General features: G+C 69.6%; 23 protein-coding genes and 6 pseudogenes. 17 read left to right on the forward strand and 12 right to left on the reverse strand.

The window, feature by feature from the left end; genetic code table 11:
* Positions 1-38 precede the first annotated feature (38 nt).
* A complete protein-coding gene (locus tag DIZ27_RS46510; protein WP_258308481.1) occupies positions 39-344 on the reverse strand; it encodes a hypothetical protein in 306 nt (101 codons plus the stop codon).
* A 1,319-nt stretch (positions 345-1,663) separates the two neighbouring features.
* On the opposite strand from DIZ27_RS46510, the gene DIZ27_RS20545 reads away from it, so the two are divergent.
* Entirely contained in the window at positions 1,664-2,254 is a 591-nt protein-coding gene (locus DIZ27_RS20545) for a hypothetical protein (RefSeq protein WP_109379895.1), read from the forward strand.
* A 548-nt stretch (positions 2,255-2,802) separates the two neighbouring features.
* Here DIZ27_RS20545 and DIZ27_RS20550 read toward each other — a convergent pair.
* On the reverse strand, positions 2,803-3,237 hold the full coding sequence (locus DIZ27_RS20550) for a hypothetical protein (protein ID WP_181383618.1): 435 nt from the start codon (positions 3,235-3,237) through the stop codon (positions 2,803-2,805).
* Positions 3,238-3,402: 165 nt separating this feature from the next.
* Here DIZ27_RS20550 and DIZ27_RS20555 point away from each other — a divergent pair, with 165 nt between their 5' ends.
* From DIZ27_RS20555 to DIZ27_RS20565, 4 genes are all read left to right on the forward strand, one after another.
* Complete coding sequence (locus DIZ27_RS20555) at positions 3,403-4,098, forward strand: hypothetical protein (RefSeq protein ID WP_109379897.1); 696 nt, start codon at positions 3,403-3,405, stop codon at positions 4,096-4,098.
* Positions 4,099-4,137: 39 nt separating this feature from the next.
* The gene (locus DIZ27_RS20560) at positions 4,138-4,530 is read left to right on the forward strand and encodes a DUF5958 family protein (protein WP_109379898.1); all 393 of its coding nucleotides are present in this window, start codon (positions 4,138-4,140) and stop codon (positions 4,528-4,530) included.
* A gap of 202 nt (positions 4,531-4,732) precedes the next feature.
* Positions 4,733-5,326, forward strand: coding sequence for a DUF6188 family protein (locus DIZ27_RS46515; RefSeq protein WP_258308482.1), 594 nt, complete (start codon positions 4,733-4,735; stop codon positions 5,324-5,326).
* Between the two features lie 362 nt (positions 5,327-5,688).
* The gene (locus DIZ27_RS20565) at positions 5,689-6,990 is read left to right on the forward strand and encodes an MFS transporter (protein WP_109379899.1); all 1,302 of its coding nucleotides are present in this window, start codon (positions 5,689-5,691) and stop codon (positions 6,988-6,990) included.
* Positions 6,991-7,289: 299 nt separating this feature from the next.
* On the opposite strand, the pseudogene DIZ27_RS20570 reads toward DIZ27_RS20565, so the two are convergent.
* A pseudogene (locus DIZ27_RS20570) lies at positions 7,290-7,505 on the reverse strand (hypothetical protein); the annotation flags it as partial.
* A 111-nt stretch (positions 7,506-7,616) separates the two neighbouring features.
* On the opposite strand from DIZ27_RS20570, the gene DIZ27_RS20575 reads away from it, so the two are divergent.
* The 3 genes and pseudogenes from DIZ27_RS20575 (at position 7,617) to DIZ27_RS20585 (ending at position 10,244) form a co-directional block, all read left to right on the forward strand.
* Positions 7,617-8,708 carry an integrase core domain-containing protein gene (locus DIZ27_RS20575; RefSeq protein ID WP_109379900.1) on the forward strand — a complete coding sequence of 364 codons (1,092 nt, stop codon included), beginning with the start codon at positions 7,617-7,619 and terminating at the stop codon, positions 8,706-8,708.
* 273 nt (positions 8,709-8,981) lie between these two features.
* Positions 8,982-9,230 (forward strand): annotated as a pseudogene (locus DIZ27_RS47225) (XRE family transcriptional regulator); the annotation flags it as partial.
* Positions 9,231-9,425: 195 nt separating this feature from the next.
* Positions 9,426-10,244: an alkaline phosphatase family protein gene (locus tag DIZ27_RS20585; RefSeq protein WP_109379901.1), complete on the forward strand. Its 819-nt coding sequence runs from the start codon at positions 9,426-9,428 to the stop codon at positions 10,242-10,244.
* A 12-nt stretch (positions 10,245-10,256) separates the two neighbouring features.
* Here the strand turns inward: DIZ27_RS20585 and DIZ27_RS45810 are convergent, their stop codons facing one another.
* On the reverse strand, positions 10,257-10,532 hold the full coding sequence (locus tag DIZ27_RS45810; protein WP_109379902.1) for a DDE-type integrase/transposase/recombinase: 276 nt from the start codon (positions 10,530-10,532) through the stop codon (positions 10,257-10,259).
* 57 nt (positions 10,533-10,589) lie between these two features.
* On the opposite strand from DIZ27_RS45810, the gene DIZ27_RS20595 reads away from it, so the two are divergent.
* From DIZ27_RS20595 to DIZ27_RS20610, 4 genes and pseudogenes are all read left to right on the forward strand, one after another.
* Positions 10,590-10,838 carry a CrcB family protein gene (locus DIZ27_RS20595; protein ID WP_181383620.1) on the forward strand — a complete coding sequence of 83 codons (249 nt, stop codon included), beginning with the start codon at positions 10,590-10,592 and terminating at the stop codon, positions 10,836-10,838.
* Entirely contained in the window at positions 10,814-11,173 is a 360-nt protein-coding gene (locus DIZ27_RS20600; RefSeq protein WP_109379904.1) for a DUF190 domain-containing protein, read from the forward strand. Before DIZ27_RS20595 ends, DIZ27_RS20600 begins: the two co-directional genes overlap by 25 nt.
* Positions 11,170-11,543 (forward strand): annotated as a pseudogene (crcB, locus tag DIZ27_RS20605) (fluoride efflux transporter CrcB). The gene DIZ27_RS20600 and the pseudogene crcB overlap by 4 nt, the downstream one beginning before the upstream one ends.
* Positions 11,540-12,757, forward strand: coding sequence for an MFS transporter (locus DIZ27_RS20610; protein ID WP_258308483.1), 1,218 nt, complete (start codon positions 11,540-11,542; stop codon positions 12,755-12,757). The pseudogene crcB and the gene DIZ27_RS20610 overlap by 4 nt, the downstream one beginning before the upstream one ends.
* Positions 12,758-12,776: 19 nt before the next feature.
* Here the strand turns inward: DIZ27_RS20610 and DIZ27_RS20615 are convergent.
* The 6 genes and pseudogenes from DIZ27_RS20615 to DIZ27_RS20645 form a co-directional block, all read right to left on the reverse strand.
* Positions 12,777-12,968, reverse strand: a pseudogene (locus tag DIZ27_RS20615) (phosphopyruvate hydratase); the annotation flags it as partial.
* 31 nt (positions 12,969-12,999) lie between these two features.
* Positions 13,000-13,347, reverse strand: a complete 348-nt coding sequence (locus DIZ27_RS47230; RefSeq protein ID WP_258308484.1) for an integrase core domain-containing protein — start codon at positions 13,345-13,347, stop codon at positions 13,000-13,002.
* Positions 13,348-14,003: 656 nt separating this feature from the next.
* Positions 14,004-14,810: a serine hydrolase gene (locus DIZ27_RS20625; protein ID WP_309074886.1), complete on the reverse strand. Its 807-nt coding sequence runs from the start codon at positions 14,808-14,810 to the stop codon at positions 14,004-14,006.
* 328 nt (positions 14,811-15,138) lie between these two features.
* Positions 15,139-15,285: a hypothetical protein gene (locus tag DIZ27_RS45815; protein WP_181383621.1), complete on the reverse strand. Its 147-nt coding sequence runs from the start codon at positions 15,283-15,285 to the stop codon at positions 15,139-15,141.
* A 443-nt stretch (positions 15,286-15,728) separates the two neighbouring features.
* Complete coding sequence (locus DIZ27_RS48470; protein ID WP_181383622.1) at positions 15,729-16,307, reverse strand: integrase core domain-containing protein; 579 nt, start codon at positions 16,305-16,307, stop codon at positions 15,729-15,731.
* Positions 16,308-16,776: 469 nt separating this feature from the next.
* Complete coding sequence (locus tag DIZ27_RS20645) at positions 16,777-17,154, reverse strand: transposase (protein WP_109379908.1); 378 nt, start codon at positions 17,152-17,154, stop codon at positions 16,777-16,779.
* Between the two features lie 254 nt (positions 17,155-17,408).
* Between DIZ27_RS20645 and DIZ27_RS20650 the strand changes: the two genes are divergently transcribed.
* Complete coding sequence (locus tag DIZ27_RS20650; RefSeq protein WP_258308485.1) at positions 17,409-17,624, forward strand: hypothetical protein; 216 nt, start codon at positions 17,409-17,411, stop codon at positions 17,622-17,624.
* A gap of 50 nt (positions 17,625-17,674) precedes the next feature.
* Here the strand turns inward: DIZ27_RS20650 and DIZ27_RS20655 are convergent.
* Positions 17,675-18,394: pseudogene (locus DIZ27_RS20655) on the reverse strand (IS6 family transposase).
* A gap of 164 nt (positions 18,395-18,558) precedes the next feature.
* Between DIZ27_RS20655 and DIZ27_RS20660 the strand changes: the two are divergent.
* From DIZ27_RS20660 to DIZ27_RS20670, 3 genes and pseudogenes are all read left to right on the forward strand, one after another.
* Positions 18,559-19,854, forward strand: coding sequence for a glycosyltransferase (locus DIZ27_RS20660; protein ID WP_258308486.1), 1,296 nt, complete (start codon positions 18,559-18,561; stop codon positions 19,852-19,854).
* A gap of 184 nt (positions 19,855-20,038) precedes the next feature.
* Positions 20,039-21,125, forward strand: a pseudogene (locus DIZ27_RS20665) (integrase core domain-containing protein).
* A gap of 256 nt (positions 21,126-21,381) precedes the next feature.
* Positions 21,382-21,795 carry a pyridoxamine 5'-phosphate oxidase family protein gene (locus DIZ27_RS20670; protein ID WP_109379909.1) on the forward strand — a complete coding sequence of 138 codons (414 nt, stop codon included), beginning with the start codon at positions 21,382-21,384 and terminating at the stop codon, positions 21,793-21,795.
* Between the two features lie 352 nt (positions 21,796-22,147).
* Here DIZ27_RS20670 and DIZ27_RS20675 read toward each other — a convergent pair whose 3' ends face one another.
* Entirely contained in the window at positions 22,148-23,866 is a 1,719-nt protein-coding gene (locus DIZ27_RS20675) for an N-formylglutamate amidohydrolase (RefSeq protein ID WP_258308487.1), read from the reverse strand.
* Between the two features lie 369 nt (positions 23,867-24,235).
* Here DIZ27_RS20675 and DIZ27_RS20680 point away from each other — a divergent pair.
* On the forward strand, positions 24,236-24,645 hold a 410-nt coding region (locus DIZ27_RS20680; protein ID WP_146228974.1), incomplete at its 3' end, for a winged helix-turn-helix domain-containing protein.

Genomic DNA, 24,645 nt, shown 5'->3' on the forward strand with positions numbered 1-24,645 from the left:
TACGCTCAAGCCGCACTGCCGCGGACGGCGGGATCAGGTCACAGACGGGTGGTGAACCGGCCGTCGGGCAGTTCCCGCAGCCAGCCGCGGTCGGTCAGTCTGACCAGTTTCCCGCGCAGCGGCTCCAGCTTGCTCCTCACGCTGACGTCCACCCCCAGCATCTCGCCGACCTGCCGAGTCATGACCGGCCCGGCAGCCTGCCGCACGGCAACGAGGATGCGCTGGTAGTCCGGCGGGAGCATGGTCGCTTCCCCGCCCGGCTCGCGGTGCGGGACCAGCATCACCGCCCGGCCGCCCACCTGCCCGGCCGCCCACCTGCCCGGGCGCCGACGCGGCCGAGGCACGCTCCTCGGCGAGCTGCTCACTCACCCGCTCAAGAACGCGTTCGGCAACGGCAAGTTCGTCCCGCTCGGCCCGCACCTCCGCCAGCTGCTTGGCGAGGTGTTTCTCGAGCTCGTCCAGTTCCTTACGGCGCGCGGTGATCCGCTCCAGCAGCTCGGGATCCAGCATGCACAGGATCGTAGAAGGCCAACCGTCCACAGCGAGCAGGAACCGGCGAACCGACCGCTTCGCCGGACGATCTTCCTCGCAGACTGCCGCCCACGACCAGCGTGAGCACCCCGAGGACCGATCACACCAGCCCTGTGACCTGCGCCTTCAAGTTGGCGGAGGCTCAGTGATAACCATCGTGCTTCGGTCAAGCGAAGCCCCAGGTCAGCACCGGCCTTGGTGACAGCTTTCGTGCTTCGGCACACGCAGCTGCGCATTCGGCTGTGGGTGGCTGCGGATCACCGCCAGGGCCAGCGCCCAGGGTGGCGACCGGTGACCGGGCGCGCGGGCATCGGGTCGCCGGCGTTCGGGTTCGGGGCCGGCTCGGGCGTGGGTGCGGCGGGCCCGGTGCTCCGGGCCCGGGTGAGGAGGTCGGCGGGCGGCCTGTAGCCGCCCGCCAAGCTCTGCGGCAGCAGGCCGCCCGCCGTCGGCGACGGGGCGGTGCGGGTGAGTAGAAAGGCGCGAAGGGGCCGGGCACCGGACACGCCGGCCCCGGGTGTCCGCGATCGGCTCGCGGCGAGGGGCATCATGTCCCTGGCCTGCTCGCGCGGTGGCGCGCGGGGACCCGGTGATCCGGGTGCCGGTTCGCCGGGCGAGCCGCCCCCGCCACCGTGGACACAGCCCGYTGCGGGTGGCGGGCCCGCGTCCGGGGCGCTCGGGTGGGCCCGCCGGCCGGCCGCGGGTGCCCGCTGRCGRGGACCTGGAGCCGGCGTCAGGTCYTCGCCTGCGCCGGGACGTTCTGCGGGAGCGCCACCCGGCGAACGGCACCGCGTCAGGGGCCCGGCCGGGTGCCCGGGCACCCCGCCCGCCGCCCGGCAGCACGGGAAGACCGGTTTCACCCGGTATGTCAACGAACGACACGCCGCGGCCGCGGGTGAGCGGGCGCCGGAAAAGTCCCCCGGACAGCCTATCGGKGCATCAAGTCCACTACAGGAAAAGCAAGCTGATTACACGTCAGCACGCCATGACATGCCCCGCGGGCGCCCCCTGTGACCCGATTGGAGTCAATCCGCTGACTTTCCCTTATCTCTCGATATGACAGGTATGGGAATCGGTCAGTACGTTCATCACGAGTCGGCTGCCGGCCGATCCCACGAGACAGGAGAAACGCGTGATGAAGACTCGTCCCACCGTCGTCACCGCGGCCGTCGCGGCCGCCGCGGCCCTGGCCGCCACCGGKATCACCTACGCCTCGGCGTCCGCCTACGAGCCGGCCCAGGCCGCCCCCGCGGTCCAGCAGGCGGCCGCCCCCGCCGCGGCCCCCCTGGGCGGCGAATCCGGCRAGGAGAACGAAGGCCGGGACTTCGAGGGCAAGGGCAACGAAGGCCGAGGCTTCGAGGGCAAGGACCACGAAGGMAGGGGCTTCGARGGCCGGGGCTTCGAAAAGAAGGAATTCGAAGGCCGGATCCACATCAACGAGCGGTCGTTCTCCGCCCGCCCGGACGGCTGCATCACCGTCGTGAGCGGCCTGGGCGCCAAGAGCTTCAACATCCGCAACGACAGCAAGAGGACCGTCGAGTTCTTCCGCGGGGCGACCTGCGACAACGGCGCCCCCGTCGCGACGGTCGGCCCCCACAGCGAAGCGAACGGCATCAAGGTGCACCACACCAAGGGGGTCCGCGTCAAGGACGGRGTGGTGGGCAGCTTCCGGGTCGTCCACCGCTTCGGCAAGCACGGCGGGGACGAAGGATTCGGCGGATACTGACCGAACCGCCGCCCCGGCACCACGCACAGACCCCGGCCCGCTGGAATCGGGCCGGGGTTCTGCCTGCAGCATCCCACCCCGGACACCCGCTTTCACCCACCCACCCGGGCGCCCCGGCATAAATCCGGACAGCGGCGCCCTGCCGGCCCAGCCCCGCCCGGAAGTGCATCCCGGCCGCTGGTTCAGCCGGCGTCTGATCCGCGTCGTCGTACCCCGCGGTGCAGACGGCACCATTGGGTGCCGTCGACTTGGTGACGTTGTCGTTGCACTCCTGTGCCAGAGCAACGAAAACCTACGCAGCAGACCCGCACCGAAGCCCACGCCACCCCAGCCGGCGACGGCTACGCCCACTTCATGCCCAGCTGCACTCTCTGCGCGGCTCCTACTCGACCCCCGTGTCCTTCCCTATCGGGTTCCCGGTCGCGTTCGATGGTCCGGCGCCGTACCCGGTCCCGGTGGAACCCCGGCCGGTCCGCCGCCCGCAGAACGGCACGGGCGGTCGCGGCGCCACCCTGCTGCAGGGCGTAGGAGACCAGGGCCTCCAGCGGCTACCGGTCCTCCGAGCCCAGCACAGTTGCGGTGGCGGTGGGCCGGTCCACCGCCCCGGCCGCGACCTGGGCGTAGGCGCGAAGGCCCAGAATCTCACGGGCGCGGAAGTCCCGGCGGGCAGAGACGTACTCGCTGTGCAGCGCGCAGGCCAGAGTCTCCACCAGGTCCAGGTCGGCCCGATCCTCCAGCGCCTGCTTCCACACCTTGGCATGGGCCCGGGCGACAACCTTCGGAGCATGCGCAGCGCCTCCAGCCGGCTCGGCCGCACCGAGCCCGTCCGCCGCGAGACGCTCCCGTAGATCCAGCAGATGACTCCACAACGGCTCCAGGTACACCCCGCGCACCACCCCGCCCGACCGTTCCCGCGTCAGCCGCGCATCGAAGTCGTCCCAGTGTCGCCGCCGCAGTCCACCACGCACGCCGCGGCGAACCACACGTCCCAGTGCGACCACTCGCCAGACGGTGCCGGATGAGGCCACGGCTCCGGGCCGAACGTCGGCGGCCTGCGTCGGGAGAGGACTTGTCCGCCGTGCTCACCAGCGCATGGTCGCGCCGAAGACGATGGCGTTCGCAGCGCGCCTCGGCATAGCCTCGCGGACATGACCGAGGCATGGACCGACCACGCGTTGAAGGCGCTCCGCGCGGCCTGCCACACCGCGGACGGCCCCTCCCTGCTTGCCCTGCTGCATACGCATGACCCCGCCAGTGTGCTGCAGCAGTGCGGAGACGCACTCACCGCAGCCGCTTTTCGGGGTGTGCCCGGTGGCCGGGAGGCGGCGATCGCGTGCACGTCCACCCTGCGTGAACGGGGCTGGCCCGGCGACGAGGTCCTCGCCGAACAACTCGACGCGGTGGGCGGCGGTGCCGTCTTGGTGCTGAGGCCGCTGCCGGTCGGTCTGGAGGAACTCTCCGGTCTGCTCGAAGGCGACCCGGCCTGGGGCGGTGGCCGCATCGACCTGGACACCGGCGAGTGCCGGCCCGCCCTCGTGGACACCGAGGAGTCATGGGACGAGGACGAACCGGAAGGCACCGAGCGGTGGCTCCATGTGCCGTGCGCCGGATCACGCGATGCCTACCGTGACATGGAGGACTTCGTCTCCACCCTCGACGACCAGGACCTCGCCCGGGGCGCGAGGCTGAGCCTGTACGGCCGTCCGGTGTTGCCGCGGCTGTTCGACTTGCCCTGGGTGAGGGATGGACTCCGACGACTCCGGATTCCGTGTTCCACCTCGACCAGTCCGCCGGCTTCACGCCTTCGCACTGAACGGCTCGGGGAATCGTCGGGGCTTTGGTGAGCGTACCGGCGGTCTGAAATCGCGGGGAGGTGGACGACGTTGTACGCACACGAGGTGGTCCTGAACGAACTTGCGCAGGGACTCAGACCGACGGCCGAGGGTGTCGAGTGGTTCGAGGGCCTCGCGGAGGATGACCAACGCAGGGTCCTGCATGCACTGGTGCTGTTCTGCGGGCAGGCCCGCGCCTGCGAGGACGATGTGCCGGAGAGCATTGCGCGTTCTGGCGTTCGTCCCACTCACACACCGGCGGTGATGCTCAGGAAGTGGTGCTTCGGGATGGAAGCACTCCCGGCCTATGAACTCACCAAGTCGTTCCGCCTGCTCGTCGCCCTCTTCAGCATCGCGGACACCCGCAGGCGGATGCTGCATTGTGCCGATGGGTGCGGCCACGAGTGGCACAACCTGTCGGATCCGCGGCGGGACGCAATCTAGGTGTCTTCTTGCCCTGGGTCTTGCTACCGATCTCGGTGACCAGCGTTTTAGCTGGTCAAGGCGCTGATCGCTCCGGTGGGAGTGGTCGTTATTGGTCGCTGTCGGGCACTACCGAGCACCCTCGGACGGCCCAGAGACGGCCCGGAACGCCTGCCCCATTGGGCATGCCGGTGTGGCAAGTTGGGCCACATGCGAACAGGGGGTGAAGGTCCCCCGGGGCCTGACAGGTACCAGGGTGGACCGCACGGTCTTCGACCACCAGGTCCGCCTGGTGCTGAGTTCCAAGGGTGACAGTGGGCATGGCGTCGAAGCCGAGTTGATCCTGGAAAACCGGTTTCTGTTCCGCGACTCGTCGGGCCAGTGGCATGAACTGGAGCCGGGTACCGGCATCGCCCTTGCGCCGGTGCTCGGCCTCTTCGGACAGTCGGTCACGGCCGTAGACGTCCAGGGCTCCGGTACGTTGATCATCGACTTCCAGGACGGCGCCGGCCTGCGTATCGATCCGGACCCACAGTTCGAGTCAGATGGTGTCCCGCCGAGTGGTGTAGCAGCGATCACCGCGAAAGTGCAGCGCGCGGGCTTGATTCGAGTGGCTGCCCGTCGGGCGAACCTGGCGAGGCGTCAGTGCGTTACTGCCCGAGGCACTGCGATGCCAGCGTTGACGCGGCCTTCTTCGAGGCCAGGCCAACAGGCGCGGCGATGGTGGTCCCGACGACCGTCCCCATCTAACGGGCAGTCAGGCAATGGTGGCGTCGGGACGAGTCGGCTTGGGGCGCGACCTGCAGCTTCTCCTTGATCGCTGCTACACCACATGGCGGGACATGGCCTCGAGTCATGGCACCTCGTCGGTACCGGCATCCACGCCGTCACCGTTGGTCCTGGTGGTGAAGAGGCTTGGGAGGCCTGGTAGTAGGCGACTCACGCCCTCAGCTTGGGAAGCTCAGGTGATCTACGGGCGGTTGCTGGGCCGGCCTGTGGCGGAGCGGCTACGGGGTCTGACTGGCCAGCGGCCTGGCCCCCGCCATTCCCCGTGGTTCCCCGCACGATCTGGCACGGCTCTAGCCAGACTCCTGTACGCCGTGCGCGGAAAAGACCGGGCGACTCGAACGCCTGGGGAAGAATCGTCGGTCCGAAGCCGTCAACGCACCGGAGGGTCGAGTGAAGTTATCGCTGCCGCGCGCGGTGAGAGCCTCCCCCTACCGGCCGGTGGTCGCTCACCCGGTGCTGCGGCGTTTGCTGCCGGGGTACACGGTCTCCTCCCTGGGCGACGGCATGGCCGTAGTCGCCGTCAGCTGGCTGGCAGTCGAGTTGGCACCCGCTGACGACCGCGGTATCTGGGTGGCGCTCGCGGCAGCCGCCTACACCCTGCCCGGCGCGGCCGGTGCGGTCCTGCTCAACCGCCTCCTGCGCGGACTGCGCCCGGCCCGGCTCGCCACCTGGGACGCGCTGCTTCGCGCCGGCGCGCTCGGCGCGATCCCGCTCGCCCACACCATGGGGGCGCTCTCCATCGGGCTGTACGTCGCGCTGCTCGGCGCCTCCTCGGTGCTGCACTCCTGGGGCCAGGCCGGCACCTACACCTTGATCGCTCGCCAGCTGCCCGAAGGCCACCACCTCGCGGGCAACGCCGTGCTCTCCACGATCGGCTCGGTGTCCACCGTGACCGGGCCGCTCCTGGCGGCCCCCCTGGTCATCTGGGGCGGGGCGGCCTCCGTGCTCGCCGTCGTCGCCGCCACCTTCACCATCCTGGCCGCCACCCTCCGCCTGGGCGCGCCGCCCGACGCCGACCCAACCGCCCCCGACCCAGCGGACCAAGCCTTTCGGACCAGCGGCTTCGGTGTGATCCGCCACGACCGCGGCCTGACGGGCCTGCTGCTGCTCAGCGCCGGCTTCTTCCTCCTGTTCGGCCCCGTCTACGTCGCGCTGCCCCTGCATGTGACGGATGACCTGCACGCACCGGTCGGCATGCTGGCCACCTTCTACAGCCTCTTCGGCGCCGGCGCCGTCGCCGGGGCACTGCTCACCGGCTACCTGCGGCGCCTGCCGCTGGGCCTGGCCGCCGCCGGCATCGTCGCGGTCGCCGGTGCGGCCCTGCTGCCGCTGGGGCTGGGCGCGCCCACGCCCGCCGCCCTGGCCGGCTTCGCCCTCGTCGGCCTGTTGTGGCCGCCCTACTCCGCGATGTCCACCACCCTGTTCCAGCGCTCGACCCCGCCCGCCCTGCTGCCCCAGGTCCTCGCCGTGGTCTCCGCAGTGCGCACCCTGGCCGTTCCGCTCGGCACATTCCTCGGCGGTCCGGCGGTGGCCGCCCTCGGTCCCACCCGCACCCTCCTGGTCAGCGCTGTCGGCATGCTCGCCCTCGGCCTCGCCGCGGCCGCTGCCCTGCCGCGGAGGGGACGGTCGGCGGATCGAGACCGCCCACCCGCGGCCCCGGCTCCGAAGCCGCCCACCGCCAGCCACTCGTAACCGGCGCGGTCGGCCGCCCCTGCGGCCTGAGCACTACGGAGAATGACGAACCCAGGAACGCCGAGGGCGAATACAGATCAGCTGAACAACGGCTCATACCAGTCACGACCTCTTCGTCCCGAAGCAACTTGCGTGGGCGGTCGACCAGGGGCCGGTATGCCTCTTACCTGGTGCGATGGTCCACAGGCGTCCGCCCTTGTTCGCTGGTGTGCGTGGGTGTTGTCATGCAGTTAGCCACTCACCGACCCGCGACGCTTGAGGCTCCCGACCATGCAGTTCTGATTCCCTGCAACTGCCGCTCACGACCGTGTGGCAGTCCCGCACCCCGTATCGCCGGCCTCCCGCATGCGCGTTTCCATCGACGTGCTCCGGTCGTACGAGTCGACCTCGGGGCCGTCTCCCGGGCCCGATGCTGCGCGCTCTGCGCTGAACTCGGCGGTGAGGTGGCCGGTGAAGGTATCGCAGCCGCCGTTGGTGGTGTCCACCTTGTAGGAGACGAGGGAGAACGTTGCGAGTGCCGATACATCATCCGCCCAGGTCACGGCCTTGATCGGCCATCTCTGATGTGGCCGCCGGCTACCCCGCTGTCTTCACCTGGGCAGGGGAAGACAGCATCATGACCGGTCGTGCTGCTGCGCCTGGCCCACCTCGCCGCTACCAACATCTTCACCCTGCTACGTCTCCTGCCGATGAGCGACCGCGAGAAGGACGTGGAGATTCTCGCCCTGCGGCACCAACTGCTCATCCTGCAACGCCAGGTTGCCAAGCCCGCGTTCACCGACACCGACCGTGTGGTCCTCGCCGGCCTGCTCCACCACCTCCCGGGAGAGAAGCTGCGGCACCTCCTGCTGCTGGTACGCCCGGACACGATCCTGCGCCGGCACCGTGACCTGCTCAAGCGACGCCATGCCGCCACCTGCGCGCCCAAGCGCCGCGGGCGCCCGCCCACGGCGCGCTCGATCCGCGCTCTGGTGCTGCGCCTGGCCCGCGAGAACGGCTCGGGGGGGTATCGCCGGATCCACGGCGAGCTCGCGGCGCTGGGCATCGAGGTCGCCGCCTCGACCGTCTGGGAGATCCTCCGCGAGCACGGCATCCCGCCCGCGCCCGAACGGCAGCGCACCACCTGGGCCGCCTTCCTGCGCAGCCAGGCCGACGCGCTGCCTGCCCGCGACCTGTTCGAGACCCGCCCCCTGACCGGGGCGCGGATGTCCGTCTTCGCCGTCATCGAGCACTCCAGCCGGCGCGTCCGGATCCTGGGCGCCACCGCGCACCCGACCGCGGAGTGGATCGTGCAGCTCGGCCGCAATCTCGCCATGAACCTGCGGGACGCGGGCAGCAGGGCCAGGTTCCTGATCCGGGACCGGGACGCGAAGTTCACCGCAACCTGCGACACCCTGCCGGCCGACGCCGGCCTGAAGGTGATCACCACCGGCATCCGGATGCCCCGGATGAACTCCCTCATGGAGCGCCGGATACAGACCTGCCGGCGCGAGCTCCTCGACCGCACCTTGATCTGGAACCAGCGCCACCTCCTGCACGCCCTGGGCGAGTTCGAGACGTTCTGCAATGAGCACCGGCCGCACCAGGGCCTCGCGAACGCGCGCCCCCTCCACCCGCTGCCCGCCCCGATCGAGGACCCGAACCGGATCGCTCACCTGGACAGACGACGGCGGGCCCGACTCGGCGGCACCCTCCACGAGTACCGAAATGCGGCCTGACCAGCATGGATGCAGTTCTCGGCAAGGGCAGGCCGCTGTCGCCGCGTCGTCGAAGCTGCCCAGGCCCGCCCTGCTTGGCCGCCGGCCGAAGCAGCCGCCACCCGTCGGCGGCCGAAGACGCTCCAGCCCCTGCCGCGCTACCGTCAAGACCCGGCGGGTGCCGTGCCGGTCTTCCTGACCGCCACCGGCGCCGCCTGGGCCAGATTACTCACCGGTAACTCGCTTTCTCGGGCCCAGACACCTTGACCGCCCGTGTGAACACAGGCCGCCCCCGCCCGCTTCGGCTGCACCGCCGCGTCCGGCACCACCGACGACGCCCGTCTCCGCCACCTCACCCTCGCCCTGCCCCCACAGCACGCGGCCCGCTTCCTCAACGCCCAGGACACCGGCGCCAGCGAACAGCAGCTGCTTGACATCGCCGCCGAAGGCCTGGGTGAGGTCTACTTCCGCGACGGCGGCCGCCGCGCCCACGGCCTGGGGGTGGAGTTCACCGATGTCGAGCACGTCGAGTTCGACCTGTGAGAGCAGGCGACCGACGCATACCCGCCTCAGTGCTGACTGAGCCGCGGCCTCGGGCGCGAGACCGTCCGAAGACATGAAGAATAAAAACCGACATATCTTCCGGCTCTGTCGTGACCGGAGGCCCCCGTGATCGCCTCGTCCCGAACACGAACCCGGAGTACCGTCCGTCTGCTCGCTTGCGCCCTTGGCGTCGCCATGGCGGCGGCCGCGCCGTGGACGGGAGCCGCAGGAACCGAGCACGGTGCCGGACATGTCCCCACGCCGGACCACGTGGTCGTCGCCGTCATGGAGAACCACGCGTACGGTCAGATCATCGGCAGCCCCAGCGCTCCCTACATCAACTCATGGGGCAGCCACGGCGCTGTCCTGACCAGCTCATACGCCATCGCCCACCCCAGCCAGCCCAACTACTTCGCACTCTTCTCCGGCGCGACGCAGGGCATCACTGACGACAGCTGTTACATCCCCGGCTTCCGCTCCACCGCCAACCTCGCCTCCGAACTCACCGCCGTCGGAAAGACCTGGGCCAGCTACAGTGAGTCGCTGCCCAGCCAAGGTTCGGCCACCTGCGGCAGCGGACGCTACGCGCGCACGCACAACCCGTGGTTCGGGTTCGGCAACGTACCCCGCTCCAGCGCCAAGACGTTCGCACAGTTTCCGACCGTCTACGCCAGGCTGCCCACGGTCTCCTTCGTCATCCCGAATCTGTGCAGCGACATGCACGACTGCCCGGTCTCCACCGGTGACACCTGGCTGGAGACGCACCTCGGCGCCTATGCAGCCTGGGCCAAGACCCACAACAGCCTTCTCATCGTGACCTTCGACGAGGGCAACAAGCACAGCAAGAACAAGATTGCCACAGTGCTGTACGGTCAGCCGGTGGCTGCAGGCAGCAGATCGGCGACCAGGTACGACCATTACGACGTGCTGCGCACCATCGAGGACATGTACGGCACATCGCACGCCGGGCACGCCGCCACCGCGTCGGACATCACCGGCATCTGGGCGAGCTGAGCCCGGGTACGTCTACGGGCAGCCGCAGCGTCGGCACCCCGGAGCATCTTCCCCGGTCGCTGTGAAAGATCGCGCCGTCGACCTGGCGCCTCGGGTAGCTGCCGCCATCTGCAGTGACGCTCCGACCAGGCCCGCGTCGTGGTGGGCGCCCATCGCGCAGCCCAGCAGGCGGCGCGAGAAGAGGTCCAGGACGGTAGCGAGGTAGCGCTTGCCCTCCCCGGTCTCGATCTCGGTCATGTCGCCGACCCGCAACACGTTCGGGGCGACGGCCTCGAACCGTCGATGCACCAGGTCAGGGGCCGCTCTGTGGGGCAACGCCGCCGACTGCGCGGTGATCGGGTGTTCATGGTGCTGATCACCTATGTGTGGACGGCTCACCGGCTGGTGCGACCATTCTTCGGGACCGAGGTCCTGGGCGGGTTCACGACGTTCTCGACATACGCCGTGGACATCCAGAAACTGGTGGACAGGGGCCATCCCCGAACCGGGCTTGAGTATCTGGCCGCGACGATGTGCGCGGCGGTGGCGGCGGTATGGCTTGCGGCGACGGCGACGCGCCGCCTGGTGGCATGGAGACAGCGGCGACAAGGCTGACGGGCAACGCCCTACGAGTGACGATCTTCATCGGTGAGAACGACGTCTGGCATCACAAGCCGCTGTACAGCGAGATCGTGCACCGTGCGCATAAGGCCGGCCTGGCCGGTGCGTCGGTGTTCCGCGGCGTGGAGGGCTTCGGCGCCTCCTCGCTGATCCACACCTCGCGGCTGTTGTCGCTGAGCGAGGACCTACCGGTGGCAATCGTGATCGTGGACACCGAGGACCGGGTCCGGGACTTCCTGCCGCAGCCGGACGAACTGGTCGAGTCGGGGCTGGTGATCCTCGCCGAGTGCGAGGGCATCCGGTACGTTGGCCGGGAGAAGAAGGCGTGAACTGGCTGGTCCTCGTCATCGGGGCCATGGCGGGCGCTCCTCTGCGGTATCTGACCGACCGGGCGGTGCAGAAACGGCACGACACTTCTTCCCGCGGGACACCTTCACCGTGAACGTGATCGGCTGCCTGATCCTGGGCCTGCTCGCTGGCGCGGCGGTGGCCGGGGCCGCTTCGTCGCAGGCGCAGTTGTTGCTGGGCACTGGATTCTGCGGGGAGCCGACGGCGTACTCCACGTTTTCGTACGAGACGCTGCGGCTGGCCGAGGGCGGGGCAAGGTTCTTCGCCGCCGCCAATGTGATCGCCAGCGTGGTGGCGGGCCTCGGGACGGTGTTCCTCGGGGTGTCCTTCGCGGGGGCGCTGTGGGCGTGAACCCGGCGGCTCCCAAGGAGCCGGAAGCGAAGCGGCCGACGCGGATGGGGCCGTGGCGGTTCGTGGTCTGGTTCGGAACCGTCAGCCTGCTCGCCGACTTCGTGTACGAGGGCGCCCGCTCGATCACCGGCCCGCTGCTGGCCTCGCTGGGCGCGTCTGCCCTGGTCGTTGGCGTGGTCACAGGCGCGGGAGAGGCCGCCGCGCTGGGGCTGCGGCTGGTCTCCGGCCCGCTGGCCGACCGCACCCGCCGCTTCTGGGGGCTGGCGATCTCCGGGTACGCGCTGACGGTCGTGTCGGTGCCGTTGCTGGGTGTGGCCGGGGTGCTGTGGGCGGCCTGCGTGCTGGTGGTCGCTGAGCGGGTCGGCAAGGCGGTGCGCTCACCGGCCAAGGACACACTGCTCTCGCACGCCACCGCCGCCACCGGGCGGGGCCGCGGCTTCGCCGTGCATGAGGCGATGGACCAGATCGGTGCTCTGGTCGGCCCCCTGCTCGTGGCCGGCGTTCTCGCGCTTACGGGGAACGACTATGGCCCCGCGCTGGGTGTCCTCGCCGTCCCCGGCATCGCCGTGCTGCTCCTGCTGTTCTGGCTGCGGGCCCGGGTTCCGGAACCCGAGGCCTACGAACGGGAGGTGGAAGCCGCAGCAGCCGCGCCGCCGGTCGCGCAGGACGGGCGGTTGCCGAGGGCATTTTGGACCTACGCCGCTTTCACGGCGGCCACCACGACCGGCTTCGCGACCTTTGGGGTGCTCTCGTACCACCTGGTTGAGCGGCATCTGCTGGGCGCCGCTTGGGTGCCGGTGCTGTACGCGGCGGCGATGGCCGTGGACGCAGTGGCGGCGCTGGCCACGGGGTGGTTGTACGACCGCTACGGCGCCCGGGTGTTGGTTGCGCTGCCGGTGCTGACCGCGGGCGTGGTGGCACTGGCGTTCACCGACACGCTCGCGATCGCGGTGGCCGGGTCACTCGTGTGGGGCGCGGCCATGGGCATTCAGGAGTCCACCTTGCGCGCCACGGTGGCGGACCTGGTGCCCAGCGGGCGCCGGGCGACCGCGTACGGGCTGTTCGCCGGTGTCGTCGGAGCGGCGAGCCTGGCCGGTGGCGCCCTGACGGGTGGGCTGTACGGCCACTCGATCCCCATGCTGATCACAGTGGTCGTCGTCATCCAGGTCCTCGCCGTCGTGCTGCTGGCCGTCACACGGGTCACCCGCCGCTGACACGACGGGGCTCTCGCTGTCAGCGACTCAGTCCGTACGGCAGGGACGGCTCGGCGCCGGCGATCTCGATGAGCCGGTTGTACTTGGCGACGCGTTCACCGCGGGCGGGGACGCCGGATTTGAGCTGGCCGCAGCCGGCGCCGACGACGAGGTCGGCGATGAGAGCGCCCTCGGTCTCGCCGGAGCGGTGGGAGACCATCTGGGCATAGCCGTGCCCTTGCCGATAACCTCACCTGCGCAGGTCATGCGGCATGCTCGGACGCGTGGAGAACGCCGCCGAGGCGATCGGATCGTCGCATGCCGAGGCGGGCCAGCTCGTCCGGATCGGCGATCGGCGCCGGCAAGGGGTTCAGCGGGCGGGCGTTCGCGGTGCTCTGGTGGGGCCGGTGGGAGTGGTAGAACGTCTCGAACTCGCGCAAGGCATGGAGCAGGTGCCGCTGGTTCCAGATCAGGATGCGGTCCAGCAGCTCGCGCCGACAGGCCCGCACCCGCCTCTCCACGATCGAGTTCATTCCCGACGTCCGGGCTCCCGTCGGCACGACCTCGATCCCCGCGTCGGCCGGGACGGCGTCGAACGGGGCGGGGCACATGCCGTCCCGGATCGGGAACCGCGCCCGGCAGCCGGTGTCCTCGAGGTCCCTGACGAGGTTCTTCGCGCCGGTGCCACCCGGGCGGCGGTCGGGTGCGCGGTCGCGCCCGCCACCCGGATCGGCCGGGTGCGCGGGCGTGACCGTTTCGAAGAAGCCGCACGCGAGCAGGGCTCGGCCTGTGAACGCAGGAAGTCCGCCCGGGTACTCGAGCTCCGTTCGGGTGACGGGTCGATTCCGGCCTCCGTGAGGATTTCCCAGACGTGGAGGCGGCCACCTGCACGCCGCGGACCAGCAGCTCACCGTGGACGCGCCTATACCCGGGGCGTGTAGTAATCGCCGCAAAAACAACGGATATGGCTGCGACGGCTTCTGGGCTGCCGTGACGTATCCGATGACCTCGCCCCGGCCTCGACGGAACGAGCCGCGCGCCCGTCCACTTCAGCCGCGCAGGGCGAACGGCGTGCCCGCCGTCGTTCGCCGTGGGCGGCCATGGGGGCATCGGCGGACCGATTGTGTCTCGGCGGCGTCCAGGTCCACGGCCGGGTGGGCATGGGGCGGCGGGCGGTGTCGCTGACCTTGAGCAGGAGGGCGATGAGCGGCCAGTTGGCGACCGAGGCAGGCGTGACGCCCGCAGGCAGGCGAGGGGTGCCGGCTCGTCAGGTCCGGGCGGACGCGGTCACGGCCTGCCGGGCCGCCCGCTCCACCAGCGAGATGCCGTCGCTCATCGACGCGCTGCCGTCCGACAGCACGGCGACGAGGTAGCGGTGCCCGTCCACCGTGACCCGGCCGACGCTGTTGACGTCCCAGAGCCCGGTGGCGGTGCGCTGCAGCCAGCCGTTCTTCAACGCGTACTCGGTGCCGGAGGCCGCCGAGACACCCCACGCCTGGTCGCTCGCGATGCGGCTCATCAAGGTTTGGACGTAGGCCCGGGATTCCTTGTTCAGCGGGGAGCCGGTCTTCGACGTCGCAGCGCTGTCGAACACGGAGAGCAGGAGCCTGATCTGGTCACTCGCGGTCGTCCGCGTCAGCCCCCACTTCGTGTCGGGACCACCCTTGGTCGAGGTCAGTCCCAGGCGCTTGTTGGCCGCCTCCAGGCCCGGTGCCTGGCCGATCTCGCGCCACAGGGTGCTCGTCGCCGCGTTGTCGCTGTTCCGGATCATCGGTTCGGCCAGCGCGCGTTCATGGGCGGTGAGATGCCGGCCCGCGTCCTGAGCCTGCAGCAGCAGCGCCGCGAGAATGTCGACCTTGACGATGCTGGCGGTGTCGTACAGAGCGTCCTCGCCGTACAGCAACGGCTTCCGGCTCCCGCCGTCGAGACTGAGCACCGCCGCTGTCACGCGCGCCTTGCTCTGGGGCTGCACCGCGGCGTGGACGCCGGCCGTGGCATGGGTCTGCTCCGACGGCACGGGCGCGGCGACCGCGGGCGCCGCGTGCAGCGCACCGAGGGAGAAGAGGGTCGTCACCGAGGCCAGGAGCACACCGGCGCAGCCGCCACGGCGCCTGGCTGAGATCTTCGAATGCGGTACAGAACACGGGCAGGGCATGGTCGGGCAGGCCTCGGCAATGGGTAGGCAAAGGGGAACTGCACGGCAAAGGTAGACAAATTGCGCGCCAGGTGAAGTGGCCCCCGTCACTGCGAACCCGTTTCGACCCGAATTGTGAGAAGGCTCATAGGTCTGGTGACCGGCGAAAGTGCGGACCCGGTCAGCAGCCGCGCGACAGCCGACGTGCCCGGCTGCCCTTTGATCGATTGGCGCACCAGGCAACCTCGATGACGCCGGTGGCGATTGGTCAGCCGCGTTCCAGGGCGGTGTCGCAGCGCAGGTGTTCGGCCTTGCTGGTCAGGTAGTTCACGGCCTCGTCGATGCCCTCGCGCTTGGCGCCGCGCAGGCCGGCGGCGCGGGCGGCCGCCTCGAGCGCGGTGGCGGTCTGGTGCACGCCGCCGCCGAGCAGGACGCGGGAGTGGCAGGCGCCCCAGGCATTGCCGGTGCCGTGCAGGCGCCAGGCCGCTCGCCGTGGACAGTTGCGGTCCGGGTAGGAGCGGAGCGGAAAACCGGTGTCGCTGTCAGAAGTTTTGACAGGCCATGACCTGCGGTGATTGTAGTTGAGGTGCAGGAAATCCCGGTGAGATTGGTCTTGCCTCTGTTCAGTCCTCTGGCTGGTGGTCTCAGAGGTGCATGGTCTCGCCGGACTTGAGTGGCTTGTCGGCTGGTCCCTTGATATGGGCGGGCACGATGCGGTCTTTGTGCTCGTACGCGTTGTCGGCGTGGGCGCGGGGGTCCCGGTCGGCCGACGTGTTTTAGCCCAACAGGTCGCCGCCCCGACCGACGCCCTGGACTGACGCTGCGGCAACTGGGAGACGACCTGATCCACTGCCGCCATCACAGTCCCAGCCCCCCATCGAGGCCGCGTTGCACAGCTACCTGGCCGCCTTCGGCCTGGTCTTCGGCTGCTTCGACTTCGCGCTGACCGGCGACGGGGACACCCCCGGAGCACTGGATGGCGATCGAGTGCAATCCGAACGGACAGTGAGGTCTTCTCGGCAACATGGCGGTTGCGGTGCGTAACAGCGTGAGGGATCGGTGTCCCGCGGGGCGACCTGGTGTCAGACTGAAGCTCCCCCTGATCGTGGACAGCGGGTGGTTACGGTGCGGGGCGAGGTCTTGCGTCGTCAGCGCTCTGGTCTCGAGCGGGGTGACGTACCCGTAGACGGGGTGCTTGCGCAGACGGGTGCGGTTGTACTCGACCTCGATGAAGCGGAAGACGTCGGCACGGGCAGCCTTACGGGACTCCCGGATGGTGGTCCCGATCTCCGCTTTCAGCAGCCCGAAAAAGCTCTCGGCTGCGGCGTTATCGCAGCAGGAGCCGGTTCTGCCCATGCTCTGCCGCATTTCCAACTTCCGTAGCGGGCTGCGGTATTCGCGCGAGGTGTACTCGGCTCCGCGGTCCGCGGTGCGCAATGCAGCCCTCCGTGAACAGCCCGCGGCCGGCGGCCGTCCTCAGCGCGTCGACGACCGGAAAGGCGCGGTGGTGGCCGGCCGTCGCACAGCCGGTCACCTCCCGGGCCGCCGGGTCGATGACGGTGGCGAGGTACTCCCAGCCGGCCAGGGCGGGCGGACAGGTGCTGTCCGGGACCGGCTTGGTGCCGGGCCCGATGGAGGTGAGGTCACCTCCGGCCGGGAGGAAGGGTGATGCCCCGGACGCCGTGCTCGCGCATCAGCCGCTCGACCCCCCTTCCGGTTGATCCGCCGTCCCGTGCGGCGTGGTGCGGCCGTGCTCCTCGGGGCGCCGCAGACGCGGCGGGACCGCACGTGGAGCTTGCGGATCTTTGTGACCAGCTCGGTCCCTTCGCCCGCTCGCGCCCCGGCGACCGGGCGTGCGGCACGCCCGGTGCAGTGGCCGGAGCGGGACACCCCGCGACCTTGCCCATCAGGCTGACGCCGTGACCGTCCGGGGCGTGCGCGGTGGCCTTCTCCGCATCGATGAACGCGTAGCGCACGGCTGCCTCGTCGATTCCCCCGCGAAGAAGGCCGCGGCTTTCCTCAGGACCTCGATGGTCTGCCGCTGTTCCCGGTTCTCCCGCCGCAGACACCGCAACTCTTCTTCCTCGCCGCCGGTCGGGGCGCCCGCCGACCCGTGCCCGCGGTCGGCCTGGTCCTGCCCGGCCCGGTTGCGCAGTGCCCCGGCACTGGCACCGAGCTCCCGGGCCCCCTCGGTGACCGTCCTCTCCCACGAGTGCACCGACGCGACCGCGTCGCGTGTGAACTCGGCCGTGTACCGCTTGCGCGTGTTGCTCTTCTTGCTCACTTTCCGGGACTGCTTCCTCCAGGCCTTCCGTCCCAGTATCAGGCTGTCCGGCTCAGCGCGGGGAACCCCACAACCTGACAACGCCCCATCGACAGGCACCCGCCGTCAGCGTGACAACGCCCCGGCACCGCACCTGCCTTGAGCAACAGCTTCACGGGACCGCCGGTGCTGAGCCTTCGAGCCGTGAACGCCCCGGTCATGCGGGTGAGCTGTCGATTTCATGGGCGTGCACCCGACTGATTACGATCTTGGCCATGGCTGTGCAGAACCCTGCCAAGACCCCCTCCCGTAAACAGAGATTCCAGGAGAGGCAGCGCCGTCAGCTGGCGGTGGTCCACACCGTGGACAAGGCCGAGGCCAAGGTCCGCAAGGCAGAGGCCGAACTGGCCGTGGCGGTCACCGAGGCGGTGCAGGTCTTCGGCGACGAGCAGTCCGCCTCCGAGGGACTGGTGTTGTCAAGTTGTCTATGAGCAGGACGGCTGATAGGGCATCAAGTCGATGTGAGGTGGCGGGCTCTGGGTCAGGCCGTGGCGCGCATGGCGGTGGTCCCGGTGATCTGGTTCCAGGTGATGAAGCGGTGCCGCATCTCGGCGCGATAGTCGGGTGCGGCCATCAGGTGGCGGCGGGGCCGGAAGTGCGGTGAGATCTGACTGAACGCGGCCAGGAACCTTTGGGTTCCGCCGACGGAGCGGAAGCCTTTCATGGCGCGTGCGCGTTGCCGTGTGGGCTGGTGGCTGTTCTCGGCCCGGTGGTTCAGGCCCTGGTGGGAGCGGTGCTCGACGGAGGGCATCACCTCGCGGTGGGCGGCCCCGTAACTGCGGAGCTGGTCCGTGACCACCACCCGCGGCACCGTACAGGTCGTCTTCAGCAGGCGGCGGAAGAAGCGCCGGGCCGCGGCCTTGTCCCGCCGATTCTGGAAAAGAATGTCGAGCACGGTGCCGCCGGCGTCGACGGCCCGCTACAGGTACGTCAGCTCCCCGTTGATCTTCACGAACACCTCGTCCAGATGCCAGGTATCCCCGGGCCGGGGCCGCCGCCGGCGCAGCGCGCCGGCGTAGGACTGCCCGAACGTGGCGCACCAGCGGCGGATGGTCTCGTGGGAGACGGTCACGCCACGCTCGAGCACCAGTTCCTCGACCTCGCGGTACGACAGCGGGAAGCGATGGTACCGCCACACACAGTGGGAGATGATCTCGACTGGGTACCGGTGCCCCTGGTACGACGGCGGCGCGGTGTACACAAACGGCCCCTCCCCGCATGATCAACCTGAAGATCATCCCCCCCCGGTCAGCCAACGTGACAGTGCCGAGCGGCGGCCCGAGCGCGGCGGTTCTGACGGTCTTGCCCGGCATTCGGATCCGGTGCGAGACTTCGGAACCACCGTCGCAGGTAAAGGAGTTGGGCTTGCCACCCACGGGAAGATCGTTACGGCCCCTGACCATCCTCTTCGCACCGGAGAGCGCGTACGGGCCGACGAACAACTGCGTAGGGATCGGGGATGTCCTGCGCCGCCGGGGGCACCGCGTGGTGTTCGCCGCGGAGGCATCCTGGAAGGGCCGCCTCGCGCCGCTCGGTTTCGAGGAGGACCTGGTCGATCTGGCCCCACCGCCCGAACAGCCCCAGGACGCGGGCCAGTTCTGGAAAGACTTCATACGCAACACCGCGCCCGAGTTCCGGAAGCCGACCATCGAGCAGTTGAGCACCTGGATCAAGCCAGTGTGGGAGGAACTGATCTCCGGCGCCCGGTACTGCGAGCCGCAGATGAAGGAGATCATCGACCGGGTCCGGCCGGATGTGATCGTCGAAGACAACGTCGTGTGCTTCCCAGCCTTGACCACGGCGGGCATTCCTTTCGTGCGGATCGTTTCCTGCAACCCGCTGGAGACGAAAGGAGAGCGCGTGCCGCCGCCGTTCTCCGGGTATCCGGCCGGGGACCGGAGCAAGTGGAACGAGTTCCGCGCCGAGTACGAGCGCACGCACCGGAGCCTGTGGAGCGACTTCAGCGCCTGGGTGACCGAGCAGGGCGCGCGTCCGCTGCCCGATCTGGAGTTCATCCACGAGGGCGATCTGAACCTGTACGTCTATCCCGAGTCGGCCGACTACACGGACGCCCGTCCGCTGGGCCCCACCTGGCACCGGCTGGACTCCTCCGTTCGCGAGACGCAAGAGAGGTTCACGCTGCCGCCCGGCCTGGCCGGCGGCGGCGCGCTGATCTATTTCAGCCTCGGCTCGCTCGGCTCAGCCGACGTGGACCTCATGCGCAAGGTCATCGCCTCGCTCGCCCGCACCCCGCACCGCTACATCGTCTCCAAAGGCCCACTGCACGAGGAAATCGAGCTGCCGCCGAACATGTGGGGCAAGGAGTTCCTGCCGCAGACCCGGATCCTCCCGCTGGTCGACCTCGTCATCACGCACGGCGGCAACAACACGACCACCGAGGCCCTCCACTTCGGCAAGCCCATGGTCCTGCTGCCGCTGTTCTGGGACCAGTACGACAACGCCCAGCGCATGACCGAACTGGGTTACGGTATCCGGCTCGACCCCTATCGCTTCACCGACGCCCAACTCCACGGCGCCATCGGCCGTCTGCTCGGCGATACGACTCTGCGGCGCACCCTCACCGAGGCCGGTGAGACGATCCGGGCGCGCGACGGGCTGCACACGGCCGCGGATCTGATCGAGCGGGCCGCCACGGGCTGATCCCACCGGTCCTCGGACGAACCGGCCCCCATGCCCCCGACCACCCGCGCACCGCGTATCGCCGGGCTTCATCGCCCAGGTCGACCCTCTCGAAGCACAGCGCACCGTGTACCGTTCGGAAAATCATCGCTGCTGCCCGGAGGGGGTCTGGCGCGGCATCACGGTCTGCTGGAACCCTGCCCGGGTGATCGTCTCACTGGTGTATCGGGTGGTACGCAAGCTGCTCGCAGTTCCGGCGGTGCTGCTGCGCCGGAACCTGGCCAAGGACGCGGAAATGCTGGTGCTGCGCCACGAGAACGCGGTGCTGCGCAGGCAGCTCACGAGTCCGGTGCGATACGAGCCGACGGATCGGCTGTGGTTCGCAGCACTGTCCTCGCTGCTCCCCCGGCGCCGGTGGGCGCAGGTGTTCCCGRTGACGCCCGCGACGCTGYCGGCATGGCACCGCAGGCTCATCACCCGGAARYGGGACTGYAGCAAGCGCCGGAGCAGGCCCGGGAGACCGGTGACCGCGAGTGCGGTGAAGGCTCTGCTCCTGCAGCTCGCCCAGCAAAATCCCCGCTGGGGCGGTCGACGGATCCAAGGAGAACTGGTCCGGCTCGGACACCCGGTCGGCTCGACGACGGTCTGGGAGATCCTCACCGCAGCGGGCATCGACCCAGCCCCACGCCGCAGCGGACCGACGTGGCGCGCGTTCCTGACCGCGCAGGCCGAGGACATCGTCGCCTGCGACTTCCTGCCCCTCGACCTGGCCGGCCTGCGCCGGGTCTACGCGCCGGTGTTCCCCGGACACGGCACACGCAGGCTGCACATMGCCGAAGGGACCCGCCCATCCCCCCGGGTCCTGGGCGGTGCAACAGGCAGGAAACCTCGCCGTCGAGTCGGGCATTCGGGTSGACTCGCTGCGTTTCCTGCTCCGCGACCGGGACGCGCAGTACACCGAGTCCTTCGACGCGGTCTTCGCAGTCGGCGGCATCCGCATCGTCAGGGCCGCGCCGCGGGCCCCTCGGATGAACGTGCACGGCGAACGGATCATCGGAACCCTGCGGCGCGAGGCCCTCGACCACCTGTTGCTCTGGAACGAGACGCACACGAGGCAGGTCCTCGATTCCTGCGCCCGGCATTACAACGGTCATCGCCCCCACCAGGCTCGTGGACAGCTCCCTCTCCTGGCCCGGGTGCACCCGCCGCCCATGGTGACCCCGTCCGCTCACCGGCTTCTACGCGCCCGAATACCTGGCAGTGTGATCAACGAGTACAGATATGCGGCCTGACCAGCGGCGACGAATTTCCGAACGGCACAGGCAACGCGTGCGTGCTGCGGCGGGCGTTGTCGGCGTACGAGCCGACGTTCACTCGCACACGGCCAGGACACGATCTCGATCACTCGGTGGCCGCCGTGGTTGTGGAAGGTCGCCGCACCTTTTCTGCCCTCCTGGTCCTCCCCTCTCGCCCGACCGGAGAGACCCGGTGCTCGGAGGCTGCCGGGCTGGGAGAATCGGCGCGCTACTGGCTCGACGAAGGACCACCATGACCACCGACGTGCCTCCGTCCGGGGCGGAGGAGGACCGTTTCTGGCGGGAACGACGGATCTGCTTCCTGGCCACCCACCGCCCGGACGGCAGTCCGCATCTCGTCCCCGTGGGSGTCRCCTTCGATCCCGAGGCCGGCATCGCACGCATCATCAGCAGCGTCGGCAGCAAGAAGGTCCGCAACGTCCGGGCRGCCGGACCCGGCGCGACGGTCGCGGTCAGCCAGGTCGAGGGGCGCCGCTGGTGCACCCTYGAAGGCACCGCGCTGGTCAAGGACGATCCGGAGTCCGTCGCCGAGGCCGAACGGCGCTATGCCGAGCGCTACCGGCCGCCCCGTCCCAACCCCGAGCGCGTGGTCATCGAGATCACCGTGACCCGTGTGATGGGCACCGTGCGGCCGCCCGGTTGGTGACGTTGCGGGTGCCGGTACATCATCCGCGCAGGTCACGGCCCTGACTGCCCAGCGGCGAGCCGCGCACACCGGCCTTTGATCGTCTTCCCGCGGACCGATGCGGACGGCATCACGACCTCCCGTGCCGCCGCGCCCGGCCCACCTCACCGCCACCAACGCCTTCGCCCTGCTCCGTCTGGCGCCGATGAGCGATCGGGACAAGGACATCGCGATCCCCGCCCTGGGGACCTGTCCCCGAGTGCCCTCGGGCCGGGGCTGCGCCCTGCCGACAGGTCTGCCGGCAGGGCGCAGCCCCGGGGCTCTTCCAGGGCGCGTCATGCCCTCCCTTCGTCGCCGAACGTCCGGTCCGGTGTCACTGCCCGGTCTGCCGGTCAGCGTCGCGGATCACGCGCTCCGCGTATTCGACGACCGGCCGCGCCTGCCCGGCCGAGAGGCTTCCCTCCCGTTCGAAGGCCATCACCTGGTTGATGAACGCACCGAGCTGTTTCTTTCCCGCCTCGACGTTGCCGCGGCCGAACCGCGCGCTCGCGGCATCGAGCTTCGCGTTCAGCGCCTGCGCGTTGCCCGCGGTGACCGGCAGCTCACCGACGAGCCCCGCCAGCACCGCAACACCTTCCGACGGTGTCAGGTGCGTGAGAGTCACCCGGACGGCGTCCGCGGCAAGCGAACCGGTTGAGCCGGGAGATTGCGCCACCACCACCTTGGCCCAACCCGCCTTGCTGAAGTGGTGAACGCCGAACGGATTCCACCGTGCCCCGTCGACGCGCTGATCGCGCACCGATTCCGCGAGTGCGGTGCTGCCGTCGGCCTCGTGGATCTGGTACACGACGTTCCCGGATCGACCGGACTGCGCCGGCCACCAGGCATCAATCGCATACGACCCTGGCGTCGGAACGTGGAATCGGAACTCCGCGGTGTCTTTCGCTGACGGGTTGGACAACAGCCGGAAGTTGAGGCCGTGGGACTGGCTGTTGTTGCCATCCACCCAGCTGCCCGAGGTGGCGAAACGCGCCTTGGCCGGGTCATTGAAAGAGTTCAGGTTGTCGACGATGACCTCGTCGCCCGGCGCGGGCGGAGTCTGCGCCTTAGGCTCGATCCGGATACCGAACTGCGCGAGGAAGTCCGGGTAGACGTCGGCGAGCGCGGTCGCGAAGTTGGAGCGGTCGGTCAGAGTCCTCCGCACGCCGTCGTAGTGCGTCTCGATCTGCACCCCGCAGATGTGGCCGCCGTTCGCGCAGCCGTGCCGCGGGGTGTTGTACCCGGGATCCGCGCCCGTGAAATAGGGTTCGTCCACCTGCGGGGCGGGATCCTGCCGGCTCGGTACGGACGGATATCCCGCGTCGGCGAGGTAGGTGCCGAGCGCCGTCGGGCCGCGCAGGAGCGCCGAGAACGGCAGCGGTGATTCCTCGGAGAACGTCCGGAACGACGCGGCCTGCTCGTAGGCCGGCGCAGCGTCCAGCTCGGCGTCGGACAGGCGCAGCGTTTCCGGGGTCAACTGGTAGCCGAGCTCCAGGCGCTGGACGGCGTGCCCGTGACCGTGGAGGTCCGTGTACCAGCCCCGGCCGAACTCGGCGCGCACGTCCGCCTTGGCGGCGTCGATGAACTTGTGGTAGTCGTGCCAGGCTTGTTCGGCCGACGGGTTGCCGCACGCTGCCGCCCCGATGTCGCGGTTGGCGTCAAGGCGTGAACGGGCGAGACGGTTGATGACGACGTGCGGGTACTTGCCCGTCTTGGCGAAGAAGGCCTGCTGGATCTGGCGGGCGAGGTCCTGTGTGTTCAGGTCGGTCTGGGTGACGGTTTTCGGCCCGCAGGTAGCGGAGGTCCGGGCGGGGATGTCTTCCGGGGTCAGCGACCCTCCGTGCGGGGCGGTGAAGATGACCGGTAGGTTGCCGGCCACGTACTCGGTGTAGCCGTTCTCGTCGAAGTACGAGGTGCCGGGGACGAATGCCTCCGCCTCTGTTTCCTGCCCCGCAGCGGGACTGAGACCGGCACCTGCCAGAACGCAGGCAAGCGCCGCGACGGGAAGTGCCAGGAGCCGCCTCCACCGCATCCTGCTTCTTATGAATTCCATCCGGGGACTGTCCTTTCTGGATGAAACGACCTCGTGCTCGCCTTTTGCGCCATGCTGTTATCGGGCTTTCGCGACGTCCACATACTGGACTAATCCGTGACCCAACCTCCGTTGGAAGATGTACCGGCCAACGGGTCGAACACAGGAGTCGGTTGGGACGGAGGTGAGCGTAGGTGCATTCATTTTTGTTGGCTACGGCGTGAACCGAATTTGAGCATTTTTTGAGCTGGCCCTTCGGTTGGAGATCCTTGAGGCGCTGCAGTTCGGCGGTCTCGCGTATCGGGTAACTGCCGTACATGCGGGCCGAGTTATTGAGCCGAAACTGATGGGTTTCCTGCTCGTTGATCGGGTGTGATCGAGAGTGGGGACATGCGGCGGCTGGCGCCTGCCGCACAGGCGGACCTGCGGCTGCGGGTGGTCGCGGCGCTGGAGTCCGGGCAGGTCAAGACGTATGGCCAGGCCGCGGAGTTGTTCGGGGTGTCCGAGCGGTCGGTGGGCACGTGGTGGAGGGCTTTCCGGGCCGGCGGCCGTCAGGCCCTGCTCGCTGTGGTGCGGCAACCGCGTCCAGGAATGGGCGAGTTGCTGGATTCATCAGCTCGCGGGGCGGTGCTGCAGGCGATGCGGGACTACACCCCTGCCGAGGTCGGGCACGGCGGCGTGCTGTGGACCCGCGCCTCGGTGAAGGCGCTGATCAAGCTGGTGTGCGGGGTGTCGATGACCGAGCAGGGGGTGGGCAAGTGGCTGCGCCGGCACGGCTTCACGCCGCAGCGCCCGGCCCG

This window comes from Streptomyces sp. NWU339 (assembly GCF_003143855.1).
Taxonomy (GTDB): domain Bacteria; phylum Actinomycetota; class Actinomycetes; order Streptomycetales; family Streptomycetaceae; genus Streptomyces.

What these genes read in the sequence shown, in the direction of transcription:
- DIZ27_RS20555 (WP_109379897.1), top strand. Translation starts at nt 3,403, where the DNA reads ATGACCGAGGCATGGACCGACCACGCGTTGAAGGCGCTCCGCGCGGCC.
- DIZ27_RS20585 (WP_109379901.1), top strand. Translation starts at nt 9,426, where the DNA reads ATGGCGGCGGCCGCGCCGTGGACGGGAGCCGCAGGAACCGAGCACGGT.
- DIZ27_RS20595 (WP_181383620.1), top strand. Translation starts at nt 10,590, where the DNA reads ATGGTGCTGATCACCTATGTGTGGACGGCTCACCGGCTGGTGCGACCA.
- DIZ27_RS20600 (WP_109379904.1), top strand. Translation starts at nt 10,814, where the DNA reads ATGGAGACAGCGGCGACAAGGCTGACGGGCAACGCCCTACGAGTGACG.
- DIZ27_RS47230 (WP_258308484.1), bottom strand. Translation starts at nt 13,347, where the DNA reads ATGTGCCCCGCCCCGTTCGACGCCGTCCCGGCCGACGCGGGGATCGAG.
- DIZ27_RS20650 (WP_258308485.1), top strand. Translation starts at nt 17,409, where the DNA reads ATGGCTGTGCAGAACCCTGCCAAGACCCCCTCCCGTAAACAGAGATTC.
- DIZ27_RS20675 (WP_258308487.1), bottom strand. Translation starts at nt 23,866, where the DNA reads ATGGAATTCATAAGAAGCAGGATGCGGTGGAGGCGGCTCCTGGCACTT.